General features: G+C 51.1%; 23 protein-coding genes and 2 tRNA genes. 21 read left to right on the forward strand and 4 right to left on the reverse strand.

Annotated elements, in window-relative coordinates; all coding sequences use genetic code 11:
* Positions 1-85: 85 nt before the first annotated feature.
* Entirely contained in the window at positions 86-451 is a 366-nt protein-coding gene (locus ACTQ1O_RS04920) for a diacylglycerol kinase family protein (RefSeq protein ID WP_441474085.1), read from the reverse strand.
* 310 nt (positions 452-761) lie between these two features.
* Here ACTQ1O_RS04920 and hcp point away from each other — a divergent pair, with 310 nt between their 5' ends.
* Complete coding sequence (hcp, locus tag ACTQ1O_RS04925; RefSeq protein WP_441486352.1) at positions 762-2624, forward strand: hydroxylamine reductase; 1863 nt, start codon at positions 762-764, stop codon at positions 2622-2624.
* Between the two features lie 175 nt (positions 2625-2799).
* Here hcp and ACTQ1O_RS04930 read toward each other — a convergent pair whose 3' ends face one another.
* Positions 2800-3852, reverse strand: coding sequence for an SPFH domain-containing protein (locus tag ACTQ1O_RS04930; protein ID WP_441486353.1), 1053 nt, complete (start codon positions 3850-3852; stop codon positions 2800-2802).
* Positions 3853-4220: 368 nt separating this feature from the next.
* On the opposite strand from ACTQ1O_RS04930, the gene ACTQ1O_RS04935 reads away from it, so the two are divergent.
* From ACTQ1O_RS04935 to ACTQ1O_RS04970, 8 genes are all read left to right on the forward strand, one after another.
* Positions 4221-4958 (forward strand): hypothetical protein, encoded by a 738-nt coding sequence (locus ACTQ1O_RS04935; RefSeq protein WP_441486354.1) that lies wholly within the window; start codon positions 4221-4223, stop codon positions 4956-4958.
* A 32-nt stretch (positions 4959-4990) separates the two neighbouring features.
* The gene (gene cls, locus ACTQ1O_RS04940) at positions 4991-6553 is read left to right on the forward strand and encodes a cardiolipin synthase (RefSeq protein ID WP_441486355.1); all 1563 of its coding nucleotides are present in this window, start codon (positions 4991-4993) and stop codon (positions 6551-6553) included.
* A 447-nt stretch (positions 6554-7000) separates the two neighbouring features.
* Positions 7001-7762 (forward strand): Fe-S cluster assembly ATPase SufC, encoded by a 762-nt coding sequence (sufC, locus tag ACTQ1O_RS04945; protein ID WP_441486356.1) that lies wholly within the window; start codon positions 7001-7003, stop codon positions 7760-7762.
* Between the two features lie 9 nt (positions 7763-7771).
* Entirely contained in the window at positions 7772-9184 is a 1413-nt protein-coding gene (gene sufB / locus ACTQ1O_RS04950; RefSeq protein WP_441486357.1) for a Fe-S cluster assembly protein SufB, read from the forward strand.
* Between the two features lie 10 nt (positions 9185-9194).
* Positions 9195-10271 carry a SufB/SufD family protein gene (locus ACTQ1O_RS04955; RefSeq protein WP_441486358.1) on the forward strand — a complete coding sequence of 359 codons (1077 nt, stop codon included), beginning with the start codon at positions 9195-9197 and terminating at the stop codon, positions 10269-10271.
* On the forward strand, positions 10258-11493 hold the full coding sequence (locus tag ACTQ1O_RS04960) for an aminotransferase class V-fold PLP-dependent enzyme (RefSeq protein ID WP_441486359.1): 1236 nt from the start codon (positions 10258-10260) through the stop codon (positions 11491-11493). The genes ACTQ1O_RS04955 and ACTQ1O_RS04960 overlap by 14 nt, the downstream gene beginning before the upstream one ends.
* The gene (gene sufU / locus ACTQ1O_RS04965) at positions 11483-11974 is read left to right on the forward strand and encodes a Fe-S cluster assembly sulfur transfer protein SufU (protein ID WP_441474076.1); all 492 of its coding nucleotides are present in this window, start codon (positions 11483-11485) and stop codon (positions 11972-11974) included. Before ACTQ1O_RS04960 ends, sufU begins: the two co-directional genes overlap by 11 nt.
* 12 nt (positions 11975-11986) lie before the next feature.
* Complete coding sequence (locus tag ACTQ1O_RS04970) at positions 11987-12454, forward strand: DUF1934 domain-containing protein (RefSeq protein WP_441474075.1); 468 nt, start codon at positions 11987-11989, stop codon at positions 12452-12454.
* Positions 12455-12597: 143 nt separating this feature from the next.
* Here ACTQ1O_RS04970 and ACTQ1O_RS04975 read toward each other — a convergent pair whose 3' ends face one another.
* Positions 12598-13068, reverse strand: coding sequence for a hypothetical protein (locus ACTQ1O_RS04975; RefSeq protein WP_441098868.1), 471 nt, complete (start codon positions 13066-13068; stop codon positions 12598-12600).
* A 497-nt stretch (positions 13069-13565) separates the two neighbouring features.
* On the opposite strand from ACTQ1O_RS04975, the gene ACTQ1O_RS04980 reads away from it, so the two are divergent.
* The 7 genes from ACTQ1O_RS04980 to ACTQ1O_RS05010 all read left to right on the forward strand — a co-directional run bounded on the left by ACTQ1O_RS04980 (position 13566) and on the right by ACTQ1O_RS05010 (position 21466).
* Positions 13566-15320 (forward strand): hypothetical protein, encoded by a 1755-nt coding sequence (locus ACTQ1O_RS04980; RefSeq protein ID WP_441486360.1) that lies wholly within the window; start codon positions 13566-13568, stop codon positions 15318-15320.
* Between the two features lie 251 nt (positions 15321-15571).
* On the forward strand, positions 15572-16810 hold the full coding sequence (gene tig / locus ACTQ1O_RS04985) for a trigger factor (protein ID WP_441486361.1): 1239 nt from the start codon (positions 15572-15574) through the stop codon (positions 16808-16810).
* On the forward strand, positions 16803-17801 hold the full coding sequence (locus ACTQ1O_RS04990; RefSeq protein ID WP_441486362.1) for a sigma-70 domain-containing protein: 999 nt from the start codon (positions 16803-16805) through the stop codon (positions 17799-17801). Before tig ends, ACTQ1O_RS04990 begins: the two co-directional genes overlap by 8 nt.
* 446 nt (positions 17802-18247) lie before the next feature.
* Positions 18248-19180: a cysteine synthase A gene (cysK, locus tag ACTQ1O_RS04995; protein WP_441486363.1), complete on the forward strand. Its 933-nt coding sequence runs from the start codon at positions 18248-18250 to the stop codon at positions 19178-19180.
* A 208-nt stretch (positions 19181-19388) separates the two neighbouring features.
* Positions 19389-20690 (forward strand): O-acetylhomoserine aminocarboxypropyltransferase/cysteine synthase family protein, encoded by a 1302-nt coding sequence (locus ACTQ1O_RS05000; RefSeq protein WP_441098863.1) that lies wholly within the window; start codon positions 19389-19391, stop codon positions 20688-20690.
* A gap of 219 nt (positions 20691-20909) precedes the next feature.
* Positions 20910-21035, forward strand: a complete 126-nt coding sequence (locus ACTQ1O_RS05005; RefSeq protein WP_441486364.1) for a hypothetical protein — start codon at positions 20910-20912, stop codon at positions 21033-21035.
* Positions 21032-21466: an RrF2 family transcriptional regulator gene (locus ACTQ1O_RS05010; protein ID WP_441486365.1), complete on the forward strand. Its 435-nt coding sequence runs from the start codon at positions 21032-21034 to the stop codon at positions 21464-21466. The genes ACTQ1O_RS05005 and ACTQ1O_RS05010 overlap by 4 nt, the downstream gene beginning before the upstream one ends.
* Before the next feature lie 78 nt (positions 21467-21544).
* Here ACTQ1O_RS05010 and ACTQ1O_RS05015 read toward each other — a convergent pair whose 3' ends face one another.
* Positions 21545-22369: an HAD-IIA family hydrolase gene (locus ACTQ1O_RS05015; protein ID WP_441486366.1), complete on the reverse strand. Its 825-nt coding sequence runs from the start codon at positions 22367-22369 to the stop codon at positions 21545-21547.
* Between the two features lie 375 nt (positions 22370-22744).
* Between ACTQ1O_RS05015 and ACTQ1O_RS05020 the strand changes: the two genes are divergently transcribed.
* The 5 genes from ACTQ1O_RS05020 (at position 22745) to ACTQ1O_RS05040 (ending at position 24462) form a co-directional block, all read left to right on the forward strand.
* Positions 22745-22815, forward strand: a tRNA-Gly gene (locus tag ACTQ1O_RS05020).
* A gap of 42 nt (positions 22816-22857) precedes the next feature.
* Positions 22858-22929, forward strand: a tRNA-Gly gene (locus ACTQ1O_RS05025).
* Between the two features lie 155 nt (positions 22930-23084).
* Positions 23085-23255, forward strand: a complete 171-nt coding sequence (locus ACTQ1O_RS05030; RefSeq protein ID WP_441486367.1) for a hypothetical protein — start codon at positions 23085-23087, stop codon at positions 23253-23255.
* A complete protein-coding gene (locus ACTQ1O_RS05035; protein WP_441486368.1) occupies positions 23255-23833 on the forward strand; it encodes a hypothetical protein in 579 nt (192 codons plus the stop codon). The genes ACTQ1O_RS05030 and ACTQ1O_RS05035 overlap by 1 nt, the downstream gene beginning before the upstream one ends.
* Positions 23834-23994: 161 nt before the next feature.
* Positions 23995-24462 carry an Lrp/AsnC family transcriptional regulator gene (locus ACTQ1O_RS05040; protein ID WP_441486369.1) on the forward strand — a complete coding sequence of 156 codons (468 nt, stop codon included), beginning with the start codon at positions 23995-23997 and terminating at the stop codon, positions 24460-24462.
* Positions 24463-24578: the final 116 nt, after the last annotated feature.

A 24578-nucleotide genomic window follows, 5' to 3' on the forward strand; every position in this document is an offset into this window, starting at 1 on the left:
GATTGGTGTATATATTATTCCCGAATTTCATGAGGAGTAAATACGATATTGGTTTGGGATGCTTCCGACTTTCAGACCCGCAGGATCAAAATACCTTCGGGACAAAAATGAGGAGCCCGATGATTGCGGCAAAAATCGCCGATATCAGAACCGCCCCGGCTGCAGCATCCTTTGCAAGCTTCGCCAGCGGCTGTCTCTCCGGGGATACCAGATCGATACAGGCTTCGATGGCGGTATTGACAATTTCCAGGCTCAGCACCTGCGCGAAGAGAATCATGCAGATCATCCATTCAGTCATGCTGATGTGCAGGACGCAGCCGGCAATGATGACAAGCGTCATAAAACCCAGATGAATCTTGATGTTGCGCTCTCTGCGGATGCAGGCCCAGATGCCCTGGAAGGCATATCCGAAGCTTTTATATAAGGGATTCTTTTTCAATTTGACGCTCATCCTCTGCTTTACAGGCTTTTCTTTTCCAGTTTCTGCTGCATAATTATATAACTGAATTGTACCACTGTCCGCACCGCAATACAACTTCCAACCGTCCGTGTCAGCTGCGGGTGGACGGTATATGTGTGAATGATGACCGGTATTTTGCGAGACAGGGTATATGGGATCGGGCTTTGTGTGGACGGTATCAGCGTGAAGTGCAGCCGGAAACAGGAAAGAAATTAAATTTTGTAAGATTTGTTACGGCAAAATTGTATTTTTCTGTTATACTGAACTCATTCTGATGTTGAAGTTAATCCCAGGAGGTATAATGATGGATAAAAATAACGCGATGTTCTGTTATCAGTGCCAGGAGACGATGGGCGGCACGGGCTGTACAAGAGTAGGAATGTGCGGCAAGAAGCCGGATCTTGCTGCGATGCAGGATCTGCTGATCTATGTGACGAAGGGACTGTCTGCGATTGCCACACAGCTTCGCAGAGAGAAGATAGAGATTACGGCGGATGTGAACCACATGGTGACGGCCAATCTTTTCGCAACGATCACGAATGCGGATTTTGACAAGGAGGATATCATCTCCAGAATTGAAGCGACGCTGAGGAAGGAAGATGAACTTCTGGCAAAGGTGAGCAAGAAGGATGCTCTGCCGGAGGCTTCTCTGTGGAGAGGGTCTCGCGAGGAATTTGCGGCAAAGGCCGCGGGTGTCGGAGTTCTTGCCACAAAGGATGAGGATATCCGCAGCTTCCGCGAACTGATTACCTACGGAGTGAAGGGACTTGCCGCTTATGTGAGTCACGCGAACGCACTTGGAAAGGAAGATACCGAGATCGATATGTTCATACAGAGGGCGCTGGCACAGACCATGGATGATACGCTCACCGGTGGAACCCTTCTCGCACTTGTGATGGAGACCGGACGCTATGGCGTTCGCGGCATGGATCTGCTGGACCGCGCCAACACGGAGACATACGGCAATCCGGAGATTACAAAGGTGAATATCGGCGTTCGCAGCAACCCGGCGATTCTGATTTCCGGTCATGATCTGAAAGATCTGGAGATGCTTCTGGAGCAGACGCAGGGAACCGGCGTGGACGTATACACACACGGCGAAATGCTTCCGGCGCATTACTACCCGGCGTTCAAGAAATATGAGAATTTTGCCGGCAACTACGGAAACGCGTGGTGGAAGCAGAAGGAAGAGTTCGAGAGCTTCAACGGTCCGGTTCTTCTGACCACGAACTGCCTGGTTCCGCCGAAGGATTCTTACAAGGATCGTCTGTTCACAACCGGCAATGCCGGCTATCCGGGCTGTGTTCACATCGATGCGGATGAGAATGGACACAAGGATTTTTCCGCGATCATCGAGATGGCTAAGAAACTGCCTTCACCGACGGAGATCGAAACCGGAGAGATTGTCGGAGGCTTCGCGCATAATCAGGTATTTGCGCTTGCGGACAAGGTGGTGGACGCGGTAAAGAGCGGAGCGATCCAGAAGTTTATCGTGATGGCCGGCTGCGACGGCCGCGCGAAGACCAGAAGCTACTATACGGATTTCGCGAAGGCGCTGCCGAAGGATACGGTGATTTTGACAGCGGGCTGCGCGAAGTACAGATACAACAAGCTTGATCTCGGAGAGATCAACGGGATCCCGAGGGTACTGGATGCTGGACAGTGCAACGATTCGTACTCCCTGGTTCAGATTGCGCTCAAGCTGAAAGAGGTGTTCGGATACGACAATCTGAATCAGCTTCCGATTGTCTACAACATCGCATGGTATGAGCAGAAGGCGGTAATCGTACTGCTTGCTCTCCTTTACCTGGATGTCAAGCACATTCATCTGGGACCGACGCTCCCCGCGTTCCTTTCTCCGAATGTCGCAAACGTGCTGGTGAAGTATTTCGGCATTTCCGGAATCGGCACCGTTCAGCAGGATATTGATTCTATGCTTGGAGGCTCCGACCAGCTGATCCGTGCGGATATGATTGTCGGCGATATTGTGCAGGCATATCCTTCTCTGGTGCCGGTAATGCTCAGCTGCGGTCTTCACTGCATCGGCTGCGGTGTCTCTGAAATGGAGACGCTTGAAGAGGCATGCATGACCCACGGACTGGATGTGTATGATATGCTGGATATTCTGAATGACGAGCTTGCGCACGAAAAGAATAACAAGTGATTTTCTGACGCAGATATGAGAGACCGCCACACCGGCTGTATTGCAGTTGGTGTGGCGGTCTTTTATTTACGCGAACAGTGAGCCGCAGCCGAATGCGAAGTATTCGTGTGCGGCGAGCGTCGCGATAGCGAGATAAAACTCGCGCAGCGTGTTTTATCTCGATGGGGACGGTGCTTTATATTTCAGTGGTGTCAGAGCGCTGATCTTCAGAGACAACAGAAGAATTGATCGCGGCGGAAGCGGCTGCCGCTTCCCGTCCGCCCCGTCCGGTCTCGTTCGTGATGCAGGGATCCTTCGGAACTGGCGGCTTCGGTTTCGCGTTGCGGTTGATGGGTGTCGCATCACCGATTCCCAGTGCCTCCCCGGCTACGCCGAGAGAGGAGATGACATTCGCAATGTCAGAAGGCATGTAGATCTTGGTGGCTCTGCCGTCGGAGACGTCCTTGAGGGCTTCGATTCCCTTCAGCTTCAGGACACTCTCACTGATGCCTGCCCTGTTCAGATCGCTGATACCTGCAGCCTCCGCCTCATAGACGAGCTTGATGGATTTTGCGCGTCCCTCGGCCAGAGCGATCTGAGCATCACGTTCCGCTTCAGCGGCCAGAATCTTCGCCTTCTTGTCGCCCTCTGCCCGGCTTACAACGGCTTCCTGATGCGCCTGTGCCTCCAGAACCGTCTGACGGCGCTCGCGTTCTGCCCTCATCTGCTTCGTCATGACCTCTTCGATCTCCTTCGGGGGCTGGATATTCTTGATTTCCACGCGGGTGACCTTGATGCCCCAGGGATCGGTCGCCTCGTCGAGAATCGCCTGCATTCTTCCGTTGATCGTCTCGCGGGAGGTGAGCGTCTGATCCAGTTCCATGTCGCCAATGATGTTCCGCAGCGTCGTTGCGGAGAGGTTCTGCAGACCGGAGATCGGATTTTCAATTCCGTAGGTATAGAGCTTCGGATCAAATACATAACAGAAGACAACCGAGTCGATCATCATGGTGACGTTGTCCTTGGTAATGACTGGCTGCGGCGGAAAGTCCAGTACCTGTTCCTTCAGGGATACTTTTTTGGCGATTTTTTCAACGATAGGCATTTTCAGATGAAGACCCGCATTCCAGATTGTCTTGAACTTTCCGAGGTGTTCAATGACGTATGCCTCTGCCTGCGGAACAATCCGAATGTTCGCCGCGATGAGCCAGATGATGAGGATCGCCAGAATAATCCAGATAACTGCCATATGAAATACTCCTTTCATGGATGACTGCAGGGCTGCTTATTTGCAGCGCATGAAGCAGCGCGGCAGCCGGGTTTATACAGTATTGTAGTGTGGGTAAAGCCCGCGCAGGCGGCTGTCGAAGTCTCTGCCCGCGTTCTTACGAGATGGCGGCTTCAGCTGTATCATTAGTATATCATGACATATCCGCCATCGCATTAATTATTTTTGGAAAGTAAGTGTACTATCTAAAAATAGTGAGAATTGTATTCTGCGAACGTAAGGTTTGCAACAGCAAACCCTCATCCCCCGCAACCGGATTGTTTTTACGTGTCTGAAGTTATAATATAGATAGTAACTCGTTACAAAAACTGAAGAAATGTGAGGACAATATGCGATTTGAGAAGAAAAATACGGAGGTGATTGATGACCCGGTCCGTCACGCGGAATCTGTGCATCACAAGAAGTTTCGCGTTGTACAGCGGGTGATACCGTGGGAACCGTTTCCCAATATGTGCGTGACCTCGCAGTTTGCTTCCCTGGGAAAGGGGTATCAGAGACACTGCGGCCCTGTGGCGATTACAAATCTGATTCTGACACTGGATAAATGGTCTCTATGTGGAAAAAATCGGGAAAATACTGAAAGAATGAAAGGGAGATATACGGATTCCGGGCAGAACTGGCAGGATTGCGGGCAGTCTCTTCTGCCGGAGGACGTTTTCCTTCGGGTGAGCAGAATCGGTGAAAAAACGCTGATCTATCATAACATGGATCTTTTTCATCATTTTGGAGGAACCAGTGATGCTCTGACGGGACTTTATATCCGGGTCTGCCTGAGAAGGTATCACCTGGCATGCCCCGTCCTGCCGTGTGTTCCGTATCGGAAGGGCCTTTTCATGGAATGGGCGAAGGAGGGACGGATTCTGTATCTGCAGCTGCGGAATCATCCCTGCTACGGGGATCATCATGTGATCTGCTACGGAGCAGTAGAGGTGGAAAGCGGGGACCGGGAGGAGCACGAGCTCTACCTTGCGATCGCGGACGGATGGGCGCCGCATCTGCGGTATCTTGCCGTGTCCGGACTCGGGATCTGCTTCGTGCATCAGATCATTCCGGAGAAGAACAGATAAAAAGTATCCGCAGGGAGAACAGGAGGATCGCTTTGAGTGAGAAGATGAGAGTCGAGCAGAAGAGCTGGACAAAGACAAGTATTGTGCGGGTGTTTTTCTTCGTGATCCTGATCGTGATACAGTTCGCGTGGATTTTTACAATGATCACCAGTCTGGAGGCCAGGCTGCCGTGGCTTTCCACGACGATTACCTTCGGCGCCATGATTCTGACGCTTACGATTTTTGCGCGGCACATGAACGCGTCGTATCGGATGTTCTGGATGATGGTTGTAATGGCCTTCCCGATGGCGGGAATTGTCTTTTATGCGGTCATGGGAAGAAAAAATTCCACCCGGCGCATGCGGCGTGAGTTTGAGGCAATCGATCATGAGCTGTTCCGGAAGCTGAAGCAGAGCCGAAAAACGCTGGAAACACTGGAAAAAGAGGATCAGAGAGCTGCCGGAGCCTCCAATTATCTGTGGAAGACCTGTGGTTTTCCGGTTTACCAGAACACGCGGGTAAAGTTTTTTCCGGATGCGGCGGAAGCCTTTGAGTCACAGCTTCAGGATCTTGAGAATGCGCAGCATCATATCTTCATGGAATATTTCGCGATTGAAGAGCAGGGCGCCTTTGAAAGAGTGTTTCGGATTCTGAAGAAGAAAGCCGCGGAGGGCGTGGAGATCCGCATGATCTACGATGATATCGGAAGCATTGCTTTTCTGAACCGGAAATTTAACCGGAAAATGGAACAGGCGGGCATTCACTGCATCCGTTTTAACCCTGTGCTCCCGCTGCTCAATATCTTCATCAACAACAGGGATCACAGGAAAATCATGGTGATTGACGGAAAAATTGCCTATACCGGCGGGTACAATATGGCGAATGAATATTTTCATATAACAAAACCGTACGGGTTCTGGAAGGATACCGGAATTCGTCTGGAAGGCGCTGCCGTGCGCAGTTTTTCTCTGATCTTTCTGGAAATGTGGGATCTGCTCAGTCACACCGACCCGAATTGCGATGTGAAGAAATATCTGCCGGAGATTTCCGGCGGGATCGAGAGTGACGGCTATGTGCAGCCCTATGCGGACAGCCCTCTCGACGATGAGCCGACCGGTGAAGAGGTGTACATGAATATGCTCAGGTCGGCCAAGAACTACGCGTATTTTGTGACACCGTACCTGATTATTACGGACGAAATGCGGCGGGAGATGGTGGGCGCCGCGAAGAGAGGGGTTGATGTGAGAATCATCACCCCGGGGATCCCGGACAAGAAACTGGTCTACCAGGAGACAAGGTCCTACTATTCGGGACTGGTCCGCGGAGGTGTGCGGATTTATGAGTATACGCCGGGCTTCTGTCACGCAAAGATGAGTATCGTCGATGACCGGTCGGCTACAGTCGGGACGATCAATCTGGATTACCGGAGTCTGTATCTTCATTTCGAGGATGGAGTTCTGTTCCACCGCAGCAGTATTGTCGGGGAGATCAAGGCGGATTTTGAGAAGATGCTGCTGGAATCCGAAGAGGTGACGGATCGATACCGGAAGGGTGCGCAGACGATCCTGCAGCGGTCTGTGCGCGCGCTTCTCCGGTTCGTTGCGCCGCTTCTCTGAGATGGTAAACATCGGTCACATACTTTATAGGTTGGGGATTGCTTCGCGTTCTGCACCAGAGTCTCTTACGCGCGCTTCGCGTGTGGCGATCCGTAGCGTCGGATCCCTGCCCGCTGGAATTTGCGTCTCTTACGCGCGTTTTGCGTGCGGCGCTCCTGCCTGCGTTTTCGAAGATGTGATACAGCAACAGGAATCCTTCCCGGTTTTGCAGAATGCCGCTTGCAATTGAAAATACAGTGTTATATAATGAAGCGACTGAAAAGTGTAGCATTTTACTAGGGTTTATTTTACAGGAACCGTGAAAAAGCGAGGAGATAGAGGACTCACACGGTATGCGATGGTATTTACCGCGCGAGTGCGTATCACGAAGAAATTCGCGGCCTGTACAGTTTGCGATCCAAGCAGATCGCAGGAATGTTTTACGGACAGTGATATCAGGAGGATGTTATGGCAGATATTTTATTACAGGTGAAGAACCTGTCAGTCAGTGTAGAGGACAAGGATATCCTGAAGGGATTAAACCTTGAGGTGAGAAAGGGAGAGACCCACGTTCTGATGGGACCGAACGGAGCGGGCAAATCCACACTCGGAAATGCGCTGATGGGCAATCCGAACTACATCGTCAAAAGCGGCGATATTATTTTTAACGGCAAGAGCATTCTGGATGAGCCGGTGAATCAGAGAGCAAAGGACGGCCTGTTTATGTCCTTCCAGAATCCGCTTGAGGTTCCCGGAATTTCTCTGTCGAACTTTATCCGCAACGCGTTGGAAAACCGGACAGGCGAGAGAATCCGTCTCTGGGATTTCCGCAAGAAGATTGCGGCGGCAATGGATGTTCTGCAGATGGACCACTCCTACGCGGAGCGTGATCTGAACGTTGGCTTCTCCGGCGGCGAGAAGAAAAAGGCAGAGATTCTTCAGCTGCTCATGCTGAATCCTTCTCTTGCGATCCTTGATGAAACCGATTCCGGTCTGGATGTCGACGCGGTGCGCACCGTATCCAAGGGAGTTGAGGAGTATCAGAAGAACAGAGACGGAGCGCTGATCATCATCACACACAGCACGCGTATCCTGGAGTCGCTTCATGTGGATGCCACACATGTCCTCGTAGACGGCACGATCGTTGAGAACGGCGACGCGTCACTCGTAGATGAGATCAATGAGAACGGATTTGAGCGGTTCATTAAGGAAGAAAACGGAGAGGCATAAGGAGATCATATGGCAAAGGAAAAGACATACGTCGAGGATATAGACCGGAGTATGTACGACTTCCGAAATGAGGAAAAAGATGAGTTCCGAATTGAGGAAGGCCTGACTCCGGATATTATCCTTGAGATTTCAAAAGAAAAAAATGATCCGGAATGGATGAGGGATTTCCGTCTGAAATCTCTGGATATCTACAACAAAAAGCAGGTTCCGGACTGGGGGCCGTCGATTGAAGGCCTGGATATGGACAACATTGTTACTTATGTGCGTCCGAACTCCAAGCGGATGGCAAAAGACTGGAACGACGTTCCGGATGAGATCAAGGACACATTTGAACGTCTCGGAATTCCGCAGGCGGAGAGAAAATCTCTTGCGGGCGTAGGCGCACAGTATGATTCCGAGCTTGTATATCACAACGTAAAGGACGAGGTTGCGGCACAGGGCGTCATCTACACGGATATTGAAAGTGCGCTCCGCGGAGAATACGCGGATATGATCCGGAGCCATTTCATGAAGCTGGTACCTCCGACCGATCATAAATTCGCGGCTCTTCACGGCGCCGTGTGGTCGGGCGGATCTTTCGTGTACGTACCGAAAGGGGTTCATGTGGACATTCCGCTGCAGTCCTACTTCCGTCTGAACGCCAAGGGCGCGGGACAGTTTGAGCACACGCTGATCATCGTAGATGACGATGCATACCTTCATTTCATCGAGGGCTGCTCGGCTCCGAAGTATAATGTGGCGAACCTCCACGCGGGCTGCGTCGAGCTTTACGTAGGAAGAAATTCGACACTTCGCTACTCCACGATCGAGAACTGGTCAAAGAACATGTACAACCTGAACACAAAGCGTGCGCGGGTTGAAGAGGGCGGAAAGGTAGAATGGATTTCCGGTTCCTTCGGCTCACACGTATCCTATCTGTATCCGATGAGCATTCTGGCCGGAAGAGGCGCACGGGCGGAATTCACAGGCGTGACCTTTGCGGGAAAGGGACAGAATCTTGACACCGGATGCAAGATGGTGCACAGCGCACCGGATACTTCCTCCTATGTCAGCACCAGATCCATCTCGAAGGACGGAGGTATCAGCACCTTCCGCAGCTCCGTTGTGGTCAACAGTCAGGCGAAGAACAGTAAGTCATCGGTGTCCTGCCAGTCTCTGATGCTTGATGCCGAGTCCAGATCAGATACGATTCCGGCAATGGATATCCGGACACAGCAGGCAGATATCGGACATGAGGCAAAGATCGGCCGTATCAGCGATGACGCGGTGTTCTATCTGATGAGCAGAGGACTTTCCGAGGAGGATGCCCGCGCGCTGATCGTCAGCGGATTCGCGGACAATGTAGGCAAAGAGCTTCCTCTTGAGTACGCGGTTGAGATGAATAATCTGATCCGTCTCGAGATGAAGGGTAGTATAGGTTAAGGAGGCAGATATGGGAGAAAACGGAAATATTAAAATCAACCGGCTGCCGGCTATTACCTGGTACTGGCTGAATATGAATGAGGCAAGTGTCGGAACAAAATTTTCCGGCGCGGCTGTGGCTGACGCGGAGGTTCCGGAGGGTATACAGACTCGTGAGTCAGAGAAAAATCTGTTTCCGGAGCAGCCGACCGGAGCGGGAAAGGCTTTTACAGAGGCAGTAGAAGCATCCGCGCAGGGCGTACAGGTGTATACCGCGCCGGCGGGCACGAAGACGGTGGAGCCTCTTCGCCTGAAGTATACCTATCAGGACGGTGACAGAAGGGTGAACGCGGTGAACCTTGTGGCCGAGAAGAACAGCGAACTCACCGTTGTGATGGACTATACCGCTGTTCCGGATGCTTCCGGTGCCGCGGCGGTTCAGACAAAATTTTCTGCCGGCGAGAATGCAGTTCTCCGCCTGGTGCAGATCGTCCGGGTCGGTCAGAATTTCAGGTTTATCAATGATCTCGGAGGAAAAACAGGAGACAACGCAAGGGTTGAGGTTATTCACCTCGTGCTTTCCGGAAAAGAAGTCTATCAGGGCTACCAGATCGATCTGACCGGTTACCATAGCAGCCTGAAGACAGATATCGCCTATCAGGTCGCTGGGAACGGGCATCTCGACATGAACTACTTCGCAAATCACATCGCCAGAAAGACTGAGTGCGAGATTAATGTCAACGGTGTTCTGCGCGACAAGGCCTCGAAGATTCTGCGTGCTACGATCGATCTCAAGCGGGGCGCTGTGGGCGCGGTCGGAAATGAGAAAGAGGATGTTCTTCTGATGGATGAGGGCGTCAGAAACCAGACGATACCGCTGATCCTGTGTACAGAGGAGGACGTGGTTGGAAATCACGGAGCCACGATCGGAAGACTGGATGAGAGCCTCATGTTCTATCTCGAGTCGAGAGGGCTGGACAGAGAAGAGATTTATGAAATGATGGCCAAGGCCAGAATTGACGCCACGGTGCGGATGATCCCGGATGAGAAGACAAAAGAGGACATCAATGAGTTTCTGGGAGGAGGCCTGGAGAATGACGAAGACTGAACGCAGGGAGGAGGATGAGCGGATCCGCAGGGATTTTCCGCTTCTGAATCCCGGTGAGGCATATCTGGATAATGCGGCGACAACCCAGAAACCACAGGCTGTTCTGGATGCGGTTACAGAGTACTATCGGAAATCAAACGCAAATCCGCTCAGAGGACTGTATGCACTGAGCGTAGAGGCAACCAGGGAATACGAGGATGCGCGGGAGGCGGTCCGCTCGTTCATCAACGCGAAGAGTACGGAAGAAATTATTTTTACCAGAAATGCGACGGAGAGTCTGAATCTGATCGGCTATGCGTGGACGGAGGATCATCTGAGTGCTGGAGACGAGATACTGATCACCGTTATGGAACATCACAGTGATATGCTTCCGTGGCAGCAGGCCGCCAGAAGAACCGGCGCGGTTCTGAGATATCTGGAACCTTTAGAAGACGGCACCATCACGGAGGAGATGTTCCGCAAGGCTCTGACGCCAAGGACCAGACTCGTGTGCATGACGCAGATTTCCAATGTGCTCGGATGCAGAAACGATGTGAAGACATTTGCGTCGATTGCTCACGAGCAGGGAGCGGTGTTTGTATGTGACGGCGCACAGAGCGTGCCCCACATTCCGGTGGACGTGCAGGACCTGGATGTCGATTTTCTGGCATTCTCCGGTCACAAGATGCTTGCGCCGATGGGAATCGGCGTGCTGTACGGCAGGAAGGAGATTCTGGAGAAGATGCAGCCCTTCCTGTTTGGTGGAGAGATGATTGAGTACGTCACCCGCGAGGGCGCGACCTACGCGGAGCTGCCGCACAAGTTCGAGGCAGGAACCGTCAACGCCGGAGGCGCTGTCGGTCTTCACGCGGCGATCGATTACTACAACAGGATCGGGTTTGAGCGCATTATGGAGCGGGAGGAACACCTGACCAGATACACCATGGAACGGATGAGAGAAAATCCGTATATTACAATTCTCGGGTCGGAGGATCCGAAGAACCATCACGGCATCATCACCTTCAAGGTCGAGGGAGTTCATCCTCATGACATTGCGGCAATTCTGGACAGTCTTCATGTGGATGTCCGGGCAGGTCACCACTGCGCGCAGCCGCTTCTGAAGTTCCTTGGCATCCCGTCCACCACGAGAGCCAGCTTCTGCTTTTACAATACGGAGGAAGAGGCAGACAGACTGATCGATGCTTTGAATTCGGTGAGGAAGGAAATGGGATATGCAGAATAATACATTTTATAATGAAATTCTGACCGATCATAATCTTCACCCGGCGCACAAGCACGAGCTTGAGGATGCGGATTATGAACTGGAGGGTGTGAACCCGAGCTGTGGGGATGATATCGTCCTGAAGCTGAAGATTAAAGACGGAAAAATTACAGACGGGGCGTATGTCGGAGATGGCTGTGCCATCTCACAGGCTTCCGCGGATATGATGCTGGATCTGATCATCGGAAAAACTATTGAGGAGGCAAGACATCTCTCTGACATTTTCCTTCGAATGATCAAAGGAAAAATTACGGATGAGGAAAGAGACGAGCTCGAGGAGGCCGGCGTTCTTCAGGATATTTCACACATGCCTGCCCGTGTAAAGTGTGCCGTCCTCGGATGGCATACGATGGATGAGATTTTCGATGATCCGGAGAAGGCGAAGAAGAACTTTACGTCGATTAAGGGACCGTCCGATTCCTCGAACATCTGTCATATGTAACCGGTACAGAAAATGGATAAAAATGTCATTGTCTCATTAAAGGGTTTTCAATATGTCCGGTCAGACGATGAGAACAAACCGGTGGAGATTATGATGCCCGGAGTGTACTACCACAAGAACGGTCAGCATTATGTCGTGTTTGATGAGGTTGAGGAAGGGTTATCCGGAAAGACGCACAGTGTCCTGAAATTTACAGAGGACAGGCTTCTCGTCCGCAGAAGCGGGACGATCGAGGTAGAAATGCTCTTTGAGAAGGAGAAGAGAACATGTGCGTCCTATCATACACCTTTCGGGATGATGAATCTGCAGATCGCCGCAACATCGTTCCGGCTGGAGGAAGAGGAAAACCGCATCGATTACCGAGTGGGCTACGCGCTTACCGTGGAAGACGATGTAACCGCGGACTGTGAGGTTGAGATTCGCATTGAGTCAAGACACGGCGGGGAGTTCCATCTGACTGACAGCCAGAGTGAACGGTGAAAACGCGAAAAACGTTTTATAATAGGATCAGGCTTAAGGCCTGCATAATGCATAACAAAGAGAAAGAGGTCAGAATCTCAGAATTCTGACCTCTTTTCATAATGACCGCTGAATGCGGATCAGATTGGGAAGATGCGAAAACGTTACTCCTCGCCGCGTCCCTTGCGGAGCAGCTGTTCCATTTTGCTTTCTTTCTTTTTCTTGCCGGCATTATCAAGCTTGCCGCGAATTGCGCGGACATCTGTTATGTACAGGCCGGAAATCGTAGCCTTGACTTCCTTCTTCAGGGGAATGACGTCAAATACGTTCTTGTCGCAGATGAAAGAAGAAACCATGGCACCTCTTCCGGTATTGACTCTGGCCTTTACGACAGGAAATTTACGGCCGCGGAGCATTTTCGGGGTTTGCTGGAGGACAATATCCGGAAAACCGGCATCCTTCAGTTTTACTTTCTTTTTGTCAATAACCAGCATTGTGACATTCTGCTTCTGCGCATCGATCTGCTCCTGCTGTTCCGCCTGTTTCTTCTCGGCGCGTTTGCCCAGAAAATACAGAATGGCAATGACAGCGGCGGCGATCGCAATCACGATGATCAGAACTACCCACCAGCTCATGTCCTCATACCTCCTACCCTTATGTTGAAAAATATCTATCCTATTCTAGCATTCCTGCGGGCAAAAGGCAATCGGAACCATTCATGGTGCGTCCGAAATCTTTGTCGGATCTGTATGACATATCCGTCGGATTGTTATCCGGAAAGCAGGGAGGAGACGGCGGATCTTGCGCGCTTTCAGCTGTGCGTGTAAACAGCCAGTTGTTTTCCGGCAGACAAGGAGAAGACAGCGGATAAAGAGCGCTGTCATCAGCGCGTGAGGAGGTGTTCCGGGCGCGGATATTGCGAAGAGAGCGTATTTGCGTTATGATTTACGCGAACAGTGAGCCGCAGCCGAATGCGAAGTATTCGTGTGCGGCGAGCGTCGCGATAGCGAGATAAAACTCGCGCAGCGTGTTTTATCTCGCTATTCACACGGTCGGCCAGTCCGGCATGGTATGATCAGGTAAATTTACGAGATGTATTCGCAGGAAGTGAGATGCCTGCAGGGGGTATCCGTTGACTGATAACAAGAACAGGCGGAGAAATTCAAGCGGAGATGGCAGAAAAGCTGACGGAAAGAATTCTGGTATGCGCGATCTGAGAACAGGTGATGAGCAGAAACCGGAGCAGGATGAGGAGCGGCTTGCAAGAGAGAGAGCACGAAGGAGACGAAGGCGGCAGGAAATGGCGCGCAGGCGGCGCAAACGTCGCAGAATCATCCGAATGGTTCGGATTTTTCTGTGTATCGTGGCAGCTGTACTGGGCTTTGCCGGCGTGATGGCTGTTGTTGGAAAATACAGGCGGGACAAGGCTAAGACAGAATCGGATGCTGCCGCAGCGAAAGTGACGGCCCAGACAATGGATACCTACCCGGGATCCGAGGTACTGAATCTTACGTTTCCGGTTCTGACGCTGGATGAGGCTGCAGCTTCCGGGACATCGCAGTCCGGATCGGCGGATCAGGACGAAACATCAGATCAGAGCGGTACAACGGATCAGGATAACAGCTCGGATCCGGGCGGGACGGCAGAAGACAATGACACATCGGATCCGAACGGCACAGCAGATCAGGAGGACGGAACAGAGGATGAGGGTTCTGCGGATAATAGCACTGCAGAGAGTTCGTTGTCCGGAACCGACGGAGGTTCTGCTCTGACGGTGACGGAGTTTCAGAAGATTCTTCAGGATTTATATCGCCGAAACTATGTCCTAGTAGATCCTGAAAGCATTGCCGACAGCGGAGACGGCACGATGAAGGAGGGAAAGGTATCGGTTCCCATCGGGAAAAAACCGCTGACCATCACGGAAACAGGTGCCGGTTATACGCCAGGTTATGACGGACATGCAGACAGCCTGACGCAGAAGGAGGATGGAAGTCTGACAAATACCTATACCGATTCGGAAGGGAAGGTTAAGACGGGAGATGTCGATGTCATCACCTGCCTTGACGCTTTTATCAGGGAACACCCTGATTTTTCCAGTCAGGATGCCCGCGGTGTCATCGCTGTGACCGGGCAGAACGGGATGTTCGGATATGCTCTTGAGGTGAGCGGAAATCAGGCAGGAAAGCTGAGCGCGGACGCGGTCCGCGAGGTGCAGGAAAACGAAGCGCGTTATTCTGGATCCGATACGGGAGATACCGGAACAGGCAGCACGGGAAGTGCAGGCGCTGGAACAGAAGGTACAGGAACAGAAAGTATGGAATCAGGCGCTTTCTCAGGAACGGACGGCTCCGGGACAAATCTGATTCAGCCGGGAAACGTCGGAGATGATTCGGAGGAATCATCGGGGACAGAAAGCGTCTCTGCGAACAGTACTGAGAATGCGGACAACCCGGGAAGTGCAGGAGGCGTGACTTCTGAAATCACAGAAACACAGGTAGAACAGAATAAAGAAACGCTTACCTCTCTGATCAAAGTACTCCGGAATGAAGGATGGCGGCTGGCAAGCGGTACTTATGCGGATATCAGCTATGCCGGTGATTATGAACTGATAAAGGCGGATGCGGACAACTGGGAGGAGAAGATCGGAAGTCTTCTCGGGAATACTGACATTCTGGTTCTTCCTCATGGGGGAGATATCGGAAGCTGGAGCGGTTATTCAGACGGTGATTCGCGGTACGAATATCTGAAGAGCCTGGGTTTCCGGTACTTTATGACAGAAAATGATCAGGAGCTGACATGGATTCAGACGGGGGAAGATTATGTACGAATCGGGATGCATACGATTTATTCTGCCGACGTCTACCAGACTGTTATGAATCTGCAGTAGGGGCAGTGCCCGGTGCATGAGCGGTTTTCCGGCAGCAGGACAAGAGGCTGTAGTGAGTATGGAGCAGAGTGCAGTGCCCGGTGCATGAGCGGTTTTCCGGCAGCAGGACAAGAGTCTGCCGTGAATATGAAACAGATAAACGTGCCCTGGATGCAGGGCATCACAGGTCGGATACTTCGCCAGCGGAAGACAGCATCGGCTACAGACAAGGGATAATACTCTGCGGGCGCAGTTTTACAGGATGTATCATTATGAAAAGAAAAATATTAATAACGGCGATGTGTCTCATGGTAACGTTGTCTGCCGCGGGATGCGGAGCATCTGGCGGAAAAAACACTGTACAGGAAACGTCACAGGAAACATCATCGGACACGTCGGTGATCTCGTCCGGGTCTGACGGAGCAGAGGCGGCTTTATCCGCGTCTTCCTCCTCGGAAAGCCTTACGGATCAGATTCTCGCCGCTCCGGTCAGGGACGGGGATTTCAAGATCGCAGACGCGATTACGCTGGGCAATTATAAGAAACTGAACCTCACGAAGGAGATTCAGACCGTGACAGATCATGATATCACTTCCTATATTGAATCACAGATGACACCGGAGGAGGTGACAGACAAGAACGCAGCAGCGGCATTGGGAGATACTGTAGATATTGCATATGAGGGGAAAATTGACGGGAAGGCTTTCGATGGCGGATCCAGTGACAGCTATGACCTTACCCTCGGATCCGGAAGCTTTATTGAGGGCTTTGAAGACGGCGTGGTAGGAATGAAGAAAGGAGAGACGAAGGATCTGAAGCTTCGTTTTCCAGACAATTATTATTCCTCCGATCTTGCCGGAAAGGATGTCGTTTTTACTGTTACGGTAAATGCCATCAAAAGGATACCGGAGCTGACGGATGACTGGGTAAAGGATTATACAAATAATTCGATCTCTGATGTTGCGGATTACAGGGAGTCTGTCAGGAAATCTCTGACACAGCAGGAAGAGGAAAAAGCAGAGTCCGAGCTTCAGGGAGAGGCGTGGAATCAGGTGCAGCAGGCCAGCGTCTATCATTTCCTGCCAAAGGAATATGTAAAGAACGGGGAAGAATCATTCGAAGCTAATATCAAGTCAGAGGCGGAGAAATACGGCCTCTCCCTGGATGAATATATAGAGCAGTCGGGGATCGATCAGGATACCTACAGCAAACAGAAAGAACAGAGTGGAAGATACGCGGCCGCGAGTAAACTGCTGCTGGGTGCTCTGGTGAAGGCGGAGAAGCTTTCGGAGAACAGTCCGGCCTACCAGAAGGAACTGCAGAAGGCGGCAGATCTCTACGGCGTTTCTACCGATGATCTGATCAGCAAAAACGGGAAGGATAACGTTTATAACTATGTCATGACAAATGTTGTGCTGGACCGGATTATCGGCCATGCTCGTGTAAAGGAAAAGAAGGTATCATCAGCTGAAAAGACAGATCAGGATTTGACAGGTGATTATAATGGATAAGGATAGAAACATGAAGCCGGAGGAATTCCGGAAGAAGCTGCAGAGGATTCTTCAGAATGCCAACGATCTCGGGGGACATATAGCAAAAAATGATGTAAGTAAGTTTTTTGAGGAGGACGGTCTTTCTGAGGAACAGATGAACCTGGTGTATGATTTCCTGTTGTCAAAGAAAATCATTGTGGAAGGTATTGACAGGAAATTGCCATTGGAAGCGACAGGGGGATCAAATGAAGCGGCGGAGCCGGAGGCTTCCGATGATGAAAATGACGGCTATCTCTGGACGGACGAGGATCAGGCATGGCTGGAGGATTATGCCGAAGAGCTGAGCGGGATTCGCGCGGAAGAGGACGGGGAATGGGAGCGCCTGGCGGAGGAATGCAAGAAGGGAAGCACGGCGGCAAAGCGAAGGATCTCGGAGCTCCTGCTTCCGGATGTTGTCGAGACGGCAAAGCAGATGTATGAGCCCGGTGTGCACCTCTCAGATATGATACAGGAAGGCAGCCTGAATCTGGTTTTATATCTGGACGGGCTGGATCCCTCTGAGCTGACGGATCGTGAGAACGTGAGGCGAAAGCTTATGACAGAGGTCCGCGAGGGAATTCTGGCGATGTTGGAGGAGCAGCGGGACATCCATACACGGGATGAACGGATGGTGGAAAGAGTCGAGGATTTGAAGAGGAGTATCACAGCTCTGAAGGAACAGCTCGGCAGAAAGGTCTATGTCGATGAGCTGGCGGAGTATATGAATATTTCAGAAGATGAAGTGGAGGACATCCTCCGCCTGGCGGGAGAAAATATTCCGGAAGACGGGGGCGAACAGGGAGGTCCGGTCTCCGGTGCGGTTTCCGGAGAAGACGCGGGCGGAGCACCGTTTTCTGCGGAAACAGACAAAACCATGAAAAACGGCGCTTCTTACCGGACTTCCGGCGTTCCTGACCGGAAGGGAAGAAAGACTTTTTATAATCCGGCCGGGCGCATCCGCCGGAGATGAGAATATAAAATCCAGGGTGAGATTTTTACAAGAGTATGGTTTGAGAAAATGAGAGAAGTTACTGCCGGAGCAGACGTATGTCAGGGAGACACGCCTGTTCCGGCATATTTTTTCAAAACTTCTAATTTCCTATTGACAAACAGAACATTAATCCCTATAATCCTATATATCAGCTAGGAAATACAGGATATAGGAGGTAACAAAGAAATGAATCATCAGTTGAACAACCTTCCGGCTGTGAACGGAGACATGCGATGTTGTTGCCTCCGGTCGACAGAATAATACATCAGAAGAGAACAGAGAAGTGAACGGCAGACAAAGCCGGTGGGACAACGGTTAAGCGATGCAGGGTTTCCAGTAATGACGGATGAGCAGAACTTATCACAGAAGGAACACAAACGGAACAATCATGAGATCCTCGGCAGAGGAAGAAAAGGAGATTTGAAATGGCTAATATTTACAAGAACGCAACAGAACTGATCGGCAAGACACCGCTGGTAGAACTTACAAGCTTTGAGAAGGAGTACAACCTCGACGCGAAACTGCTGGTAAAGCTTGAGTACTTCAATCCGGCGGGAAGCGTCAAGGACAGAATCGCAAAATATATGATCGAGGATGCTGAGAAATCCGGAAAGCTTCAGCCGGGCGGGACAATCGTAGAGCCGACCTCCGGAAACACCGGAATCGGTCTTGCGTCTGTAGCTGCTTCAAAGGGTTATAAGGTTATCCTGACAATGCCGGAAACCATGAGCGTTGAGCGCCGCAATATCCTGAAGGCGTACGGCGCACAGCTCGTTCTGACAGACGGAAGCAAGGGCATGACCGGAGCAATCGCAAAGGCAAAAGAAATTGTGGAAGCAACTCCCGGGGCAGTTCTTACCGGACAGTTTGACAATCCGGCAAACCCGAAGGCTCATTATGAGACAACCGGTCCGGAGATCTGGAACGATACCGACGGAGAGGTGGATTACTTCCTGGCAGGCATCGGAACAGGCGGAACCCTTACCGGAACCGGCAGATATCTGAAGGAGCAGAAGCCTGACGTTAAAGTGATCGCCATCGAGCCGACAACATCTCCGGTTCTTACAGAGGGCCATGGCGGACCGCATAAGATTCAGGGTATCGGCGCAGGATTTGTTCCGAGCATTCTGGATCAGAAGGTTTATGACGAGGTTATCACTGTCGATAATGAGGTTCCTTTCCAGACCGCAAAGGAACTGGCACACAAGGAGGGAATCCTGGTTGGAATTTCTTCCGGAGCGGCACTCTGGGCAGCTCTTCAGGTAGCAAAACGTCCGGAAGCCAAGGGCAAGACAATCGTTGCACTTCTCCCGGACAGTGGTGACAGATATTATTCAACCGCACTGTTTGAGAATTAATTAAGAAATATAACGCAGACGAGAAAAGCACGGCAGCCGGCGGCACGAGTGCAGAGATAGAATGTGTGACAGCCGGCGGCACGAGTGCAGAGATGATATGTGCGACAGCCGGCGGCACGGGTGCAGAGATGGAATGTGCGACAGCCGGCGGTGCAGAATTTGAGACACGGAAATTTTACCGATCAATCTGAATGACAGGAGAAAAAATATGAGCGAATTAGCAGATAGAAAGCTTCACTTCGAGACACTTGCCCTTCATGTAGGACAGGAGCAGGCAGATCCTTACACTGATTCCAGAGCAGTTCCGATTTATCAGACATCGTCCTTTGTATTCCGCAACAGTGATCATGCAGAGGCAAGATTTGCGCTGAAGGACGCCGGTAATATCTATGGAAGACTGACAAACCCGACAGAGGATATTTTTGAGAGACGTATTGCAGCTCTTGAGGGCGGAGTTGCGGCACTTGCCGTTGCATCCGGCGCAGCTGCTGTGACATACGCATTCCAGGCAGTCGCAAAGGCGGGCGATCACATTGTCTCCGCGAAGAATATTTACGGCGGCACCTATAACTTCCTTGCACACACCTTTGTTGATTACGGCGTTACCACCACATTTGTAGATCCCTTTGATCTGAAGGCTGCGGAAGCGGCAATCAAAGAGAATACAAAGGCACTCTACATCGAGACGCTCGGAAATCCGAACGGCGAGGTCGTAGACATTGAAGCGTGGGCAAATATTGCTCATAAGCACGGCCTTCCGCTGATCATCGATAATACCTTTGCAACACCTTATCTGATTCGTCCGATCGAGTATGGCGCTGATATCGTTGTTCATTCCGCGACAAAGTTCATCGGAGGACATGGAACCACCATCGGCGGCGTTATCATCGACGCAGGAAAATTTGACTATAATTCTCCAAAGTGGCCGTGGCTGTCCACTCCGAACCAGTCCTATCATGGTCTCACCTTTGCCAAGGATACGGCTCCGGCGACAATTGCAACTTATATCCGCGCAATTATCCTTCGTGATGAGGGAGCTACGCTTTCACCGTTCCACGCATGGATTTTCCTGCAGGGCCTTGAGACACTGAGCCTTCGTGTGGAGCGTCAGGTTGAGAACACAAAGAAGGTTATTGAGTATCTGCAGACAAAACCGGAAGTGGAATCCATCAGCCATCCGGCTGCATCCAAGGATCCCGCGCAGCAGGCACTTTACAAGAAGTATCTTCCGAACGGCGGCGGCTCGATTTTCACCTTTGATCTGAAGGGCGACGAGAGACATGCCAAGGATTTCATCGATCATCTGAAGCTGTTCAGTCTCCTGGCGAATGTAGCAGATGTAAAATCTCTGGTTATTCATCCGGCATCCACCACTCATTCTGAAGATAACGATGAAGAGCTTGCGGATCAGGGCATCAAGAAGAATACGATCCGTCTGTCCATCGGTACAGAGCATATCGATGATATCATAGCAGATCTTGAAGAGGCATTTCAGGCTGTAAAGCAGTAAAGAAAGAGCAAACGCAGAAGAACGAATGTCAGCCGGAGTTGTTGCGGCTGACATTTTTACTTACGCGAACAGTGAGCTGCAGCCGAATGCGAAGTATTCGTGTGCGGCGAGCGTCGCGATAGCGAGATAAAACTCGCACAGCGTGTTTTATCTCGTTACTCGAATAGGAAGTGAGGCGCGGCTGCTTACACGAAGAGAAGACGGGCGGCGCAGGCGGCGATGCCAGAAGATGTGAACGGCTGCTGCTGCGTGGACAAAGAGCAGACAGTTGAGTCGGGGCTGTGCACCGCTGAATCAGACGATGGTCTGTCAGGTGTGCCTGGTATGATGGAGGGAATGAAATGAAAATATCTACAAAGGGAAGATACGCTCTGCGCATGATGCTGGATATTGCACAGCATGATACGGGAGAACCGGTGAGAATCAAGGATATTTCCGCCAGACAGGATATCTCGCTGAAATATCTGGAACAGATCGTATCTGTATTGGTGCGCGCGAACTATCTGCGCAGCATCCGCGGCCCGCAGGGCGGCTACCGGCTGACAAAGAGACCGGAGGAATATGTGGTCGGTGATATTCTCCGCCTGACGGAGGGAAGTCTCTCACCGGTGGAGTGCCTGTCGACAGATCGTAATGAGTGTCCGCGCGCAGACAGCTGTGTGACACTGCGGATCTGGAAAGAACTGGATGAAGCGATCAGGAGTGTCGTGGACAAGTATACCCTTGAGGATCTCCTGAACTGGAGCGAACAGACGGTGAATAATTTCGTGATCTGAGGAAGATCCGCGGAAGATTCGCTGTGCCGTCTGCGTCTGTTACAGGAAAAGACGCGTTCATGAAATTGACATGACCTGTCAGGTGGATGAAGGAGCATCGTGGCTGCCGTGATCTGCGGAAGCTTCCGCATGGGCGGGAATGTCTCCGACTCCGCTGAGAACCGTGGACGGACGATAACCGTACATCCGGAGCGTTTCCGGAGTGGAGATGCCGGAAAGCACCAGAACAGTGGACATGCCGCTTTCCAGGCCGGAGATGATATCGGTATCCATGCGGTCGCCGATCATGACGGCATCGGCGGAATGGCAGTTCAGCATCCGCAGACCGGTGCGCATCATCAGGGGATTTGGCTTGCCGCAGAAATATGCCTTTACACCTGTGGCAATTTCAATCGGTGAAATAAGTGCGCCGCAGGCAGGAGCAATTCCATTCTCAATGGGGCCGCTGACGTCAGCGCATGCGCCGATCAGTTTTGCCCCGCTGAGAACCAGATTACAGGCCTTGGTCAGCGAATCAAGGGAATAATTGCGTCCCTCACCGACAACCACATAATCCGGGTCCACATCATTCATCACGATTCCGGCATCGTACAGAGCGTTCAGAAGCCCGGCCTCGCCGATCACATAGGCAGAGCAGCCGGGAGCCTGATCCTGAAGAAAAGCTGCAGTCGCCTGCGCACTGGTATAGAAGTGCTCCTCGCCGACTTCAAGTCCCATGCGGGCCATTTTCTGCTGCAGACCCTTTGGCGTCAGATTGGAGTTGTTGGTCAGAAAGAGAAATTTCTTGCCGTTGTCCTTCAGCCAGCTGAGAAATTCCGGTACGCCCGGCAGGATCTCGTTTCCGTGATAGATCACGCCGTCCATATCGGAGATAAAACCATGTATATTGTTGAAATCAATCATTTTTCATATTCCTCCCGTTCGAAATATTACGTAGATGGACTTTGCTGCAGTGCAGAACAGGTGAACTGTAAATGCAACCCGGGATCATCGCCGTTCCGCCGTCCATTGAAACAGTGCAGAACAGGTAAAGCCGCAGCTGGAGTTCTCCGTATCTCTCTATCTTAATCCCGCGGCAGGAATCTGTCCATGAGGTTCCTGCCGGTTTTTACATACAGTTCAGCTACAGTTCATGAGGGTAATGAGGCGGAAAATTTCAAAAAGTACATGAGGCGGAAAATTTCAAAAAGTGATTGACAGCCTGGAAACTGTGTTATATAATCTAACATGTTGACACGGAAAGACAGATCGGATCTGATCCTTTAAAACCATAGCGATGCAGGTGTAGTTCAATGGTAGAACACCAGCCTTCCAAGCTGGATACGTGGGTTCGATTCCCATCACCTGCTTGAGCAGAGAGATACCATTTATTTCTGCTCTTAATTGAATATGCGCGAGTGGCTCAGGGGTGGAGTACAACCTTGCCAAGGTTGGGGTCGCGGGTTCGAATCCCGTCTCGCGCTGGCTGATCAATACCGGAAACCGGATCAAATGGGTTTCCGGTATTTTTTCGTTGAGATTTATGTGCCGGCGGCTTTCACTTTTTTCACATTTGTATTAAGATAAAGACGTAATCGTTGTCGTTCGGATTTGTGTTACATGGAGAAAGGAGATCTATATGGCAGTATTGGACGGATGTGAAGGAGCTAAGAAGACACCTGTATTACAGGAGGTTAAGTGCCCGGTATGCGGCGAGACCGTTGAGGTATTCACGAAGGAGAGTATTCTTGCGGAAGACTCCAAGTGTGAGAAATGCGGTTATGTATTTAAGGCCGGAGAGCATATCTGATGACCGGTCCGATCTCTGAAATTATGTCAGGGCTCACGGAAGCCCTGGCCGTCGGCAGCCTGATCCTGGGGATTCTTCAATGTTTCTTCGGCTTCAGGCTGCTTCGGTTCTGGATCTCTGTGACGGGATTTCTACTCGGCCTGTATCTGGGCAGGACGATCTCCTCGAAATTCATTTCCGAACCGCGGTATGCACCGTGGCTGATTGGTATTGTCTGCGGATTTCTGTTGTGCTTTTTGGCGTACAGAATTTATCTGTCCGGAGTATTCATTTTCTGTGGCCTTCTGGCGGCATCTGTGATCGGTATGATTCCGTTTCCTGAGGGACGCGCGTGGAAAGTAGTGCTGTATATTCTGATGGCCGGAGGATTTGTGCTGGCGGGTGTGCTGGCAGTGAAGTTCTCCCGGCCGGCCGTGATCTTTATTACCGCCGGGGCAGGAGCCGCCGCATCCGTACATGCGCTTGCACTGATGAAAACGAACCTTTCGGGGAACGCAGATCTTCAGAAGCTCGTCATTGCAGTCTTGTTTGCAGCTGGTGCGGCGGTGCAGTTTCTGACGACCAGAAGGGACGCATGAAGCCCGGACGCGCCGGTATGTTGTTTGCTTTGTCTGGAAGCAATCGCGGGGATGGGAATGAAGTGATATTTTCTGCTTGCACATGAAAATTTATCGTGTATACTTTATTTTTGCAGAATAATTTTGGATTTCTGCAAAAATATGATGTGAGGCAATGTTATATGGATCAGATTGACTATAAGATCTTAAAGGCGCTGCAGGAAAATGCAAGGGAGACTGCGTCCAATATCTCCAAGCAGATTCATCTGTCTGTTTCTGCCGTGATTGAACGTATCCACAAGCTGGAGGAGAACCATGTGATCGATAAATACACGATCATTGTCGATGAGAAGCAGGTCGGAAATCTGCTGACAGCTCTCATGGAGGTCGCTCTTGAAAAACCAATGTATTATGACGGTTTCGCGGATGCAATCCAGGAGATGGACAGCGTTGTTTCCTGCTACTATGTGACAGGAAGTATGGATCTGCTTCTCAAGATCGCGTGCAACTCACCGGAGGAGCTTGACCAGATCCACAGGAAGATCATGGAGCTTCCGGGAATCAAGGACACAAGGACGCACGTGGTTCTGAAGAATGTGAAAAATGTATACTCGGCGATCCGCAAGCCGAAAAGCCCTGAGAAAAAGTAGAGAAGAAAGCGGCAAAAAAAGAAGCAGCAAAAAGAAGAAGCAGCAGCAAGAAGCAATAATGCAAGAAAAAGAAGTAAAAAAGAAGCCAGAGAAATAACAAGAGAAATGCAGGGTAA

This window comes from Bilifractor sp. LCP21S3_A7 (assembly GCF_052118825.1).
In the GTDB taxonomy this organism is placed as follows: Bacteria; Bacillota; Clostridia; order Lachnospirales; family Lachnospiraceae; genus Bilifractor.